7 protein-coding genes and 1 pseudogene are annotated in these 10139 nt (G+C 64.9%); 6 read left to right on the forward strand and 2 right to left on the reverse strand.

The features are described from left to right. Positions 1 to 49: 49 nt before the first annotated feature. On the reverse strand, positions 50 to 799 hold the full coding sequence (gene tpiA / locus WA702_RS23745; protein WP_425112995.1) for a triose-phosphate isomerase: 750 nt from the start codon (positions 797 to 799) through the stop codon (positions 50 to 52). A gap of 256 nt (positions 800 to 1055) precedes the next feature. Here tpiA and WA702_RS23750 point away from each other — a divergent pair, with 256 nt between their 5' ends. From WA702_RS23750 to WA702_RS23770, 5 genes are all read left to right on the forward strand, one after another. Next, on the forward strand, positions 1056 to 2960 hold the full coding sequence (locus tag WA702_RS23750) for a SurA N-terminal domain-containing protein (RefSeq protein ID WP_425112996.1): 1905 nt from the start codon (positions 1056 to 1058) through the stop codon (positions 2958 to 2960). Positions 2961 to 2976: 16 nt separating this feature from the next. Beyond that, positions 2977 to 3990, forward strand: a complete 1014-nt coding sequence (trpD, locus tag WA702_RS23755) for an anthranilate phosphoribosyltransferase (protein ID WP_425112997.1) — start codon at positions 2977 to 2979, stop codon at positions 3988 to 3990. Between the two features lie 24 nt (positions 3991 to 4014). After that, positions 4015 to 4833 (forward strand): indole-3-glycerol phosphate synthase TrpC, encoded by an 819-nt coding sequence (gene trpC, locus WA702_RS23760; RefSeq protein ID WP_425112998.1) that lies wholly within the window; start codon positions 4015 to 4017, stop codon positions 4831 to 4833. A 13-nt stretch (positions 4834 to 4846) separates the two neighbouring features. Then, entirely contained in the window at positions 4847 to 5329 is a 483-nt protein-coding gene (gene moaC / locus WA702_RS23765) for a cyclic pyranopterin monophosphate synthase MoaC (protein ID WP_425112999.1), read from the forward strand. Between the two features lie 170 nt (positions 5330 to 5499). Beyond that, on the forward strand, positions 5500 to 8202 hold the full coding sequence (locus WA702_RS23770; RefSeq protein ID WP_425113000.1) for a bifunctional diguanylate cyclase/phosphodiesterase: 2703 nt from the start codon (positions 5500 to 5502) through the stop codon (positions 8200 to 8202). 35 nt (positions 8203 to 8237) lie between these two features. Here WA702_RS23770 and WA702_RS23775 read toward each other — a convergent pair whose 3' ends face one another. After that, positions 8238 to 9569, reverse strand: coding sequence for a S41 family peptidase (locus WA702_RS23775; RefSeq protein ID WP_425113001.1), 1332 nt, complete (start codon positions 9567 to 9569; stop codon positions 8238 to 8240). A 401-nt stretch (positions 9570 to 9970) separates the two neighbouring features. Between WA702_RS23775 and WA702_RS23780 the strand changes: the two are divergent. After that, positions 9971 to 10139 (forward strand): annotated as a pseudogene (locus tag WA702_RS23780) (alpha-hydroxy-acid oxidizing protein); the annotation flags it as partial.

A 10139-nucleotide genomic window follows, 5' to 3' on the forward strand; every position in this document is an offset into this window, starting at 1 on the left:
ATGGCTTGAGGAAAGTTCGGAAGAATTGGATGGGATGGGTCGACCTGTGCTAACAGCCCTTGGCAATCGCCAGAAAATCCGCCGCTTTCAGGCTGGCGCCGCCGACCAGGGCGCCGTTGACATTGGCGACCCCCATCAGTTCGGCGGCGTTGGACGGCTTCACCGAGCCACCATACAGGATGCGCATGCGCGCGCCCTCGTCCTTGAAGCGCTGCACCAGCAGATCGCGGATGAATTTATGGACCTGCTCGACATCTTGCACGGTCGGCGTCAAGCCCGTGCCGATCGCCCAGACCGGCTCATAAGCCACGACCAGGTTGTCGGCCTTGGAGGCCGCCGGCAGCGACCGCTCGAGCTGGCCGCCGCAGATATCGAGCGTCTGCCCTGCGTCGCGCTGGCCCTGGGTCTCGCCGATGCAGACGATCGCCGTCAACCCGGCGCGCCAGACCGCCTCGGTCTTCTGATGCACGATGGCGTCGGTTTCGCCGTGGTCCGCGCGCCGCTCGGAATGACCGACGATGATGGCGCTGGCGCCGGCGTCGGCCAGCATTTCCGCGGAAATATCGCCGGTATGAGCACCGGAAGCCTTGGTGTGGCAATCCTGGGCCCCGACCGCAACGGCCTTGGTCGCCTTGGCGGCAAACGCCGCCAGCAGGGTCGCGGGCGGACACACCAAAAGGTCGGCCTTGGCCGAGACCTCGGAGCTGCCGGCCAGCATCGCCTCGAATTCGGACCAGGAGGCCTTCAGCCCGTTCATTTTCCAATTGCCGGCGATCAGGGGCCGTATGTGATCGGTCATGGCGAAATTCCAGCGGACGTTGAGACTCGGAGCCCGATGCGCTAGCAGACCCGGCCGACCAGCACCAGAGCGCTGCGGCCGTTCAGCGCTTCGGGCCGCCACCCGTTCTTTGGCTTGTTCTTTGGCTTGTTCTTGGGCCAGAGGCGAGGTTGCGAGCGGACGACGGCCTCTTTATAAGCCATTTCAACTCGGTGACGCCCTTTCGCGGAATCTGCTTTAAGGCGCGTCCTCCCCTCCTGACGACAAGATTGGACCCATGCTTCGAGGATTACGCAACGCCTCATCAAACTGGCTCGGCAAGACCATCATGGCGGTGGTCATGGGCGTGCTGATCGTCAGCTTCGGCGTCTGGGGCATCGCCGACATCTTCCGCGGCTTCGGCCAGTCGACGGTGGCGACCGTCGGCCACACCGAGATCTCGGTGAACGAGTTCCGCCAAATCTACACCGACCGCTTGCAGCAGATTGGGCGTCAGTACGGACGTCCGTTGACGCAGGATCAGGCGCGGGCCTTCGGGCTCGACCGTTCGGTGCTGCAGCAGACAATCGCGGAAGCCGCGTTGGATGAAGAGGCACGCCGGCTCGGCCTCAGCCAGTCCGACGCTGAAACCATGCGCGTGATCCTGACCGACCCGAACTTCAAGGGCGCAAACGGCGCGTTCGACGCCCAGCGCTTCCAGGCCATCATCCGCAACTATGGCTTCACCGAGCAGCGCTATCTCGCCGATCAGCGCCGGGTGTCGCTGCGTCGGCAGATCGCCGGCACGATCGAAGCCGGCCTCGAACCGCCCAACACCCAGCTCGAGGCGATGACGCGCTTCCAGAACGAGCAGCGTTCGATCGAATACATCAAGCTGACGGCGGCCCAGGCCGGCACCATCGATGCGCCCTCGCCCGAGCAGCTCGCCTCCTATTTCGATCAGCACAAGGCGCAGTTCAAAGCGCCCGAATATCGCAAGATCGATTTCGTCGTGGTGACGCCTGAGGAGATCGGCAAATGGACCGATGTCTCCGACGAGGACGCCCGCAAGCTGTACGACCAGCGGAAGGACCAGCTCGGGACGGTGGAAAAGCGCGACGTACAGCAGATCACCTTCCCCACGGTCGAGGAAGCCGAGGCCGCGCGCAAGCGCATCGCGGCGGGCGAGATCACGTTCGATGATCTGGCCAAGGAGCGCAAACTCACACCCGCCGACACCGAGCTCGGCCTGGTGACCAAATCCGAGATTCTTGACCCTGCGACCGCCAACACGGCCTTTTCGCTGCCGACGGGCGAGGTCAGCGATCCGGTCAAGGGCCAGTTCAACGTTGCGCTGGTCAAGGTCAGCGCGATCCAGCCGGGCCACCAGCCGACCTATGAGGACGTCGCCGCGAATCTCAAAAAGGAGATCGCGGCCGAGCGCGCGCGGACCCAGGTCTCGAGTCTGCGCGACAAGATGGAGGATGAGCGTGGCGGCGGCGCCAGCGTTGCGGAAGCGGCCAAGAAGCTCGGGCTCACCGCCATCACCCTCGATTCGGTCGACCGGTCCGGCCATCAGCCTAATGGCCAGGCGGCCGGCAACATTCCGCCCGGCCTCGACGTGGTCGCGCAGGCCTTCAACAGCGACGTCGGCGTCGACAACGAGCCGATCTCCTATCGTGGCGGCTACGTCTGGTACGAGGTGCTTGGCGTCACCCCGCCTCGCGACCGCACGCTCGACGAGGTCAAGGATCAGGTCTCCGCAAGCTGGCGCGAGGACGAGATTGCGGCGCGGCTGAGCGCAAAGGCAACTGACCTCGTGAAGAAGCTCAATGACGGCGGCAAGCTCGCCGACGAGGCCACTTCTGTCGGCGTTCAGGTCGAGACCGCTGCGAGCTTCAAGCGCAACGCGACCTTGCCCGGCGTGCCCACAGGCGTCGTCACCGCGGCATTCCGCACCGCCAAGGACAGCGCCAGCCAGACCGAAGCCGCCGGCGGCAGCCAATGGATCGTCTTTCGCGTCACCGACATCACGACGCCCACGGTCGATCTGGCGTCGGAAGACGTCAAGAAGCTGAAGGAGACGCTGCAGCAATCGCTCGGCCAGGAGCAGAGCGCGCAGTACGTCGCCAAGCTCGAGAAGGATATCGGCACCACGATCAACGAGGCCGCCGTCGCTCAGGTGGTCGGCAGTAACCAGTAATTTTTGAAAGCACGCGATGAACGATCTCAAGTCGATCATTGGCAAAGTCGCCACCGGTGCCACGCTGTCCCGCGAGGAAGCCGCGAGCGCCTTCGACAGCATGATGTCGGGCGAAGCGACGCCGTCGCAGATGGGCGCGCTGGTGATGGCGCTGCGGGTGCGCGGCGAGACCGTCGACGAGATCACCGGCGCGGTGAGCGCTATGCGCGCCAAGATGATCCGGGTCGACGCTCCGGCCAACGCGGTCGATATCGTCGGCACCGGCGGTGACGGCTCCGGCTCCGTTAACGTGTCCACCTGTGCATCGTTCGTCGTCGCAGGCGCCGGCATCCCGGTCGCCAAGCATGGCAATCGCGCGCTGTCCTCGCGTTCCGGCGCCGCCGACGTGCTGGCCGCGCTCGGCGTCAAGATCGACCTCAGGCCCGAGGACGTGGGTCGCTGCGTGAAGGAAGCCGGCATCGGCTTCATGTTCGCACCGGCGCATCATCCGGCCATGAAGAATGTCGGCCCGACCCGCGTCGAGCTCGCCACGCGCACCATCTTCAATCTGCTCGGCCCGCTGTCCAATCCTGCCGGCGTAAAGCGCCAGATGGTCGGCGTGTTCTCGCGGCAGTGGGTCGAACCGTTGGCGCAGGTGCTGAAGAACCTTGGCTCGGAAGCCGCCTGGGTCGTGCACGGCTCCGATGGCCTCGACGAGATCACCCTCACCGGCCCGACCTTTGTCGCCGCGCTCGAGAACGGCACGATCCGCACTTTCGAGATATCGCCTGATGAGGCCGACCTGCCCCGCTGCAGCACCGAAGGGCTGAAGGGCGGCGACGCCGAGGCCAATGCCACCGCGCTGATGAGCGTGCTCGAGGGCATGCCGAGCCCCTATCGCGATGTCGCGCTTTTGAACGCGGCGGCGGCGCTACTGGTCGCCGGTCGTGCTAAGACGCTGAGGGAAGGCGTGGCGATCGGCCGGGAGTCGCTCGACAACGGTGCGGCCCTGTCACGATTGAAGCAACTGATCGCCATCTCCAACAACTGAAATCAGTGCGGTCGAGCGTGCGACATGTCCGATATCCTGACCAAGATCGAAGCCTATAAGCGCGAGGAAATCGCAGCCGCCAAGCGCGCGCATCCGCTGGCGCAGCTCGAGGCGCTGGCGCGTGCCGCCACGCCGCCGCGCGGTTTCGTGCAGGCGATCCGCGCCAAGCATGCCAAGGGCGACTACGCGCTGATCGCCGAGGTCAAGAAGGCCTCGCCCTCGAAGGGATTGATCCGCGCCGATTTCGATCCGCCCGCGCTCGCCAAGGCCTATGAGACCGGCGGCGCCGCCTGCCTGTCGGTGCTGACCGATGCGCCCTCGTTCCAGGGCCATCTCGATTTCATGGTGGCGGCCCGCGCGGCCACTTCGCTGCCGGTGCTGCGCAAGGACTTCATCTTCGACACCTATCAGGTAGTCGAGGCCCGTGCCCATGGCGCCGACTGCATCCTGATCATCATGGCGGCGCTCGATGACGGTGCCGTGCGCGACATCGAAGCCGCCGCGATCGCCAACGGCATGGACGTGCTGATCGAGATCCATGACCGCGCCGAACTCGACCGCGCCCTGAAGCTGCGTTCGCCGATGATCGGGATCAACAATCGCAATCTGCGTACCTTCGAGACTACGCTGGCGACCTCGGAAACGCTGGCGCCGCTGATCCCCGGGGATCGCGTGCTGGTCGGCGAGAGCGGCATCTTCACCCCGGCCGATCTGGCGCGGCTGTCGCGCGTTGACATCAAGACCTTCCTGGTCGGCGAGAGCCTGATGCGCCAGGCCGACGTCACCGCTGCGACGCGTGCGCTGCTCGCGCGCGACAGCGCTTCGGCACGCGCGGCCGGTTGATAGCAGCACATCGATGGCAGAGCGCCCCGTCCTCACCCATATCGACGCGCAGGGCGAAGCGCGCATGGTTGACGTGTCGGACAAGCCTTCGACCGAGCGCATTGCCATCGCCGAAGGCCGCGTCATCATGACCGCGGCAACGCTTGAGCTGATCCTCTCCGGCAATGCCAAGAAGGGCGATGTGCTCGGCACGGCACGCATCGCCGGCATCATGGCTGCGAAGCGGACCTCCGAGCTGATCCCGCTCTGCCACCCGCTCGCTTTGTCGAAGGTGACAGTCGATATCGCGCCGGATGCTGCGCTGCCCGGCTGCCTCGTCCAGGCCACAGTCAAGGTCACCGGCCCGACCGGCGTCGAGATGGAGGCCCTGACGGCGGTCTCCGTCGCCTGCCTTACGATCTACGACATGATCAAGGCGGTCGAGCGCGGCGTGCGCATCGACGGTATCCATCTGGTCGAGAAACTCGGCGGCAAATCCGGCCGTTATCGCGCCTGACACCTGCCGCCGACGCAGCGCATCGCTGGCCACTCAGCCATGATTAGCGCTTCATTAACCGAGCTTGCTAACCTCACCTCCATACCAGGCTGGTAATCACGTGTGGCGGACACTCCGTACAACCACGAGCGTGTCGTTTCGTAAGTGCTACACATCAGCGTTCTGGACCGATGACCAAAGACGGCATCTCGACACCAGCCCTGCGCGGCTTTGCGGGCCGTAACGGACCAGTCCGCTGGCTGATCGCCGGCGGTCTTACCCTGATCGCAGCCATCGCGCTCGGCACCACTGTTGTGGCTGACAGCTTTCGCGAGCGTGCGCTCAACACCGCCCGACGCGAGCTTGAGAACACGGTGCTGCTGCTGGCGCGGCATTATGACCAGCAATTGGAGGATCTCAGCGCCGTCCAGCAGGACGTCGCCGCGTTTGTCAGGAATTCGGGCATCGAGACCAGCGAACGCTTTCGGCAGCGGATGTCCGGCCAGGACGTCCATGCGATGCTGACTGCGAAGGTCGGCGCCCTCTCCTATCTGGGCAGCGTCACGGTGTTCGATACCAAGGGCAATCTGCTCAACTCCTCGAACGTCTGGCCGGTGCCGACGGTCAATGTGGCCGACCGCCCCTATTTCAAGACCTTCGCGACCGATCCGTCGTCATCTGACATCCTGGTCGAGCCGGTTCACAGCCGCCTTTCCGGCGCTTGGACCACCGTGATGGCACTGCGGCTGAAGGGTCCGCATGGTGAATTTCTCGGCGTGATCGGACGCGGCTTCGAGCCGATCCATTTCGAGCGCTTCTTCGCGTCCGTCGCGCTCGGACAGGATGCCGTCATCTCGATGATGCATAGCGACGGCACGCTGCTCGCGCGCTACCCCCATGACGACGAGTTGATCGGCCGCGATTTCAGCGGCGGCCTCACCTTCAGCGAGATCAGCGCGCATGATGGCATCGCCTCCGGCGTCTTCACCAGCCCGGCCAATGGCGAGCTCCGGATCGGCGCCGCTCACCGGCTGCGCGATCTGCCGATCATCATCACGGCGACGACGACGGTCTCGGCCGCGCTCGACGACTGGCACCAGCATATGCGTTTCCTGATCGGGGTCGGCACCGCCTCGATCATTCTGATCACCATCATGCTGTATCTCGTGGTTCGCCGCCTGGTCGCGGATCATCGGGCCTCGCAGGAGCGCTTGACGCTGGAGAAGCTCCGGCTCGACAAGGCCGTCAACAACATGACCCAGGGGCTGCTGCTGTTCAACGCATCGCAGCGCCTGGTGATCTGCAACCAGCGCTACATCGAGATGTATGGCCTGTCGGACGGGGTCGTGAAACCCGGCTGCAGCTTCCGCGAGCTGATCGCCCACCGCAAAGCGTGCGGATCGCTGGCCGCCGACGTGGACGAATATGTCGCATCGGTGCTGAACAATATCGGGCGTGCCAAAACCAAGGTGATCGAGACCCCCGACGGACGCTGGGTCCAGATCGTCGACGAGCCGCTCGCCGACGGCGGCTGGCTCGCCACGCATGAGGACATTACCGAGCGCCGGCGGGCCGAGCAGCAGATCACCCATCTTGCGCATTACGATGCGCTGACCGACCTGCCGAACCGGGCGCTGTTCCACGAGCGCCTCAAGCAGGAGCTGGCCGCACTCGGTCCCGATTGCCGCCTTGCCTTGCACTACATCGACATCGACGAGTTCAAGGACGTCAACGACTCGCTCGGCCATCTGATCGGCGACGAGCTGTTGAAGTCGGTGGCTGCAAGCCTGCGCGCTTGCATCGGCGATGCCGGCTTCGTCGCCCGGCTCGGCGGCGATGAATTCGCGATCGTGCAGACCGAGCTCGGGTCATCAGACGACGCCGCCCGGCTCGCGGAAACTGTCTTTGCGGCGATCCGCACGCCGCATGAATGTCACGGCCACCTGATCCCTGCCGACGCCTCGATCGGCATCGCGCTGATCCCGGAGCATGGCACCGGGCTCGACGACGTGTTGAAAAATGCCGACCTCGCGATGTATGCGGCCAAGGCCGCGGGCCGCCACACATGGCGGTTCTTCGAGCCGGACATGGACGCCCAGGTCAAGGCGCGCCACCAGCTCGAAACCGAGCTGCGGCAGGCGATCGCCGAAGGCACGCTGGAGGTCTATTATCAGCCGCTGCTCAGCCTGCGTGACGACCGCATCTCCGGCTGCGAGGCGCTGGTGCGCTGGCGGCACCCGAAGCGCGGCCCGATCTCGCCGGCCGAATTCATCCCGATCGCCGAGGATACCGGGCTGATCAACCAACTCGGCGAATGGGTGCTCAACGTGGCCTGCGCCGAGGCGGCGACCTGGCCCGATGACATCAGGCTCGCGGTCAACGTCTCGCCGGTGCAGTTCAAGAGCGGCACGCTGGCGCTCAAGATCGCCCACGCGCTCGCCGCCTCCGGCCTGCCGGCGCGCCGGCTCGAGCTCGAGATCACGGAAACCGTGCTGATTCGCGATGACGAAATCGCGCTGGCCATCCTGCACCAGCTCCGCGCGCTCGGCGTCAGGATCGCGCTCGACGATTTCGGCACCGGTTATTCCAGTCTCAGCTATCTGCAGCGCTTCCCGTTCGACAAGATCAAGATCGACCGCTGCTTCGTCAACGACATCACGGCGTCCGAAAGCTCTGCCAGCATCGTCCAGGCGGTCGTCAACATTGCCGCCGTGCGCAACATGACCACCACGGCGGAGGGCGTCGAGACCGAGCCGCAGCGCGCGATGCTACAGACGCTCGGCTGCTCGGAGATGCAAGGCTATCTGTTCAGCCCGGCGCGCCCAGCCGCCGAGCTGCGGACGCTGTTCGCCACCAAATCCGCCGGCCGACGGGCGCTATCGGGGGTGGCCTAGCGCAGCCGTCCCAGATGGGACCGCTGCCAATCGGCTCAGTTCGGCACTGCCTCCTTGGAATGGACGTCCGCATTGACCGTGACGCCGCGCAGGACCTTGAACGCCGCGTCCAGCGCCTTGTCGTTCTTCTCCTCCGGCGGCACGTAGGATTGCGAGCCGGTCTCCTCCTTGCCATCGCTGGAGGACAGATGGCCGCGCATCGACGCCTCACCGCGGATATCGACGCGATCCTTCAGCTCGGCCGGCACGTCCTGCTTGATCTCGATATCAGGCTCGATGCCCTGGGCCTGGATCGAGCGCCCTGAAGGCGTGTAGTAGCGCGCCGTCGTCAGCGCCAGTGCGCCATTGCCGGTGCCGAGCGGGATGATGGTCTGCACCGAGCCTTTGCCGAACGAGCGCGTGCCGATCAGCGTTGCCCGCTTGTAATCATGCAGCGCGCCGGCGACGATCTCCGAGGCCGATGCCGAGCCGCCATTGATCAGCACCACCAGCGGTTTGCCCTTGATCAGGTCACCGCCCTTGGCGGTGAAGCGCTGGGTCTCCTCGGGATTGCGGCCCCGGGTCGACACCACCTCGCCGCGCGCGATGAACGCGCTCGACACCGAAACCGCCTGATCGAGCAGGCCTCCGGGATTGTTGCGCAGGTCGACGACGTAGCCGGCGAGCTTGTCCTGCGGAATGTCCTTGGCGATGCTGGCGATCGCCTTGCGCAGGCCGTCGGTGGTCTGCTCGTTGAACGAGGTGATGCGGATGTAGCCGATGTCGTTGCCTTCGGTGTGGTAGCGCACCGGGCGCACCTTGATGACCTCGCGGGTGATCGCGACATCGAACGGCGCATCCTTGCCCTTGCGGAGGATGGTGAGATTGGTCTTGGTGTTGACCGCACCCTTCATCTTGTTGACCGCCTGCTCCAGGGTCAGCCCCTTCACGGCATCGCCGTCGATCTTGGTGATGAGGTCGCCCGAAAGAAGACCGGCCTTGGCGGCCGGCGTGTCGTCGATCGGCGCCACCACTTTGACCAGGCCCTCTTCCATCGTGACTTCGATGCCGAGGCCGCCGAACTCGCCCGACGTCGTCTCCTGCATCTCGCGCCAGGCCTTGTCGTTCATGTAGCGCGAATGCGGATCGAGCGAGGTGACCATGCCGTTGATGGCGCCCTCGACCAGCGCGGTGTCGCTCGGCTTCTCGACGTAGTCCGCGCGGACCCGCTCGAAGACCTCGCCGAACAAATTGAGCTGCGAGTAGGTGTCCGCCACGCCCGCGGCGGCCTTGGCGCGGGCGACCAAATGCTCGCCTTCGTCGGTCACCAGCATGGCCAGGCAGGCACCGGTCAGCGACCCCACCAGGAACAACCATTTCTTCTGCATTGCGTCCGCTTCCCGAGCCTGTTGGCGTCCTGATCGATAAATACGAAGCTTGAGGCCGAACCACCAGCCTAATCCCGGCCCTCAAGCACACAATACCTTTCGGGTTTCTTCAAGACTGAGTTTTACCCCGATTGACCAGACCACATGGACGTTGGCTGCCCGATTTCAAGGCAAAATTGCCCCAACCGGCGGAGATTATTGAGCGATTCGCTGCCCGCTGCGATCAAGTCCGCCTGATCGCCCACCCGGTCCGGCGGCGCCCGCTTCCGCTCTGCCCCAGCAAGCCAACCGCCGCCCGACCGCGACAGCCAATAAGAGCCATGCGATTTTGCGATGGCGTGACTGAACCGGAAACGGTAGGCGATAACGAGACACGAAGACCACAAGGTCCGGAGGAAACGATGAGTGAGCGGAAGAACGTCGAGCTTGGTGCCAGCGACGAGAAATTCCAGAACCTGCACGAGTTCATCCGCAAGGCCCGCGCCCAGCTCAACCAGAACGCCTGGGACTATATCGTCGGCGGCGCCGAAACCGAGACCACGCTTCGCCGCAACCGCATGGCGCTCGACG

The sequence above is a fragment of the Bradyrhizobium sp. genome (assembly GCF_049798375.1).
In the GTDB taxonomy this organism is placed as follows: domain Bacteria; phylum Pseudomonadota; class Alphaproteobacteria; order Rhizobiales; family Xanthobacteraceae; genus Bradyrhizobium.

What these genes read in the sequence shown, in the direction of transcription:
- tpiA (WP_425112995.1), bottom strand. Translation starts at nt 799, where the DNA reads ATGACCGATCACATACGGCCCCTGATCGCCGGCAATTGGAAAATGAAC.
- WA702_RS23750 (WP_425112996.1), top strand. Translation starts at nt 1,056, where the DNA reads ATGCTTCGAGGATTACGCAACGCCTCATCAAACTGGCTCGGCAAGACC.
- trpD (WP_425112997.1), top strand. Translation starts at nt 2,977, where the DNA reads ATGAACGATCTCAAGTCGATCATTGGCAAAGTCGCCACCGGTGCCACG.
- trpC (WP_425112998.1), top strand. Translation starts at nt 4,015, where the DNA reads ATGTCCGATATCCTGACCAAGATCGAAGCCTATAAGCGCGAGGAAATC.
- moaC (WP_425112999.1), top strand. Translation starts at nt 4,847, where the DNA reads ATGGCAGAGCGCCCCGTCCTCACCCATATCGACGCGCAGGGCGAAGCG.
- WA702_RS23770 (WP_425113000.1), top strand. Translation starts at nt 5,500, where the DNA reads ATGACCAAAGACGGCATCTCGACACCAGCCCTGCGCGGCTTTGCGGGC.
- WA702_RS23775 (WP_425113001.1), bottom strand. Translation starts at nt 9,569, where the DNA reads ATGCAGAAGAAATGGTTGTTCCTGGTGGGGTCGCTGACCGGTGCCTGC.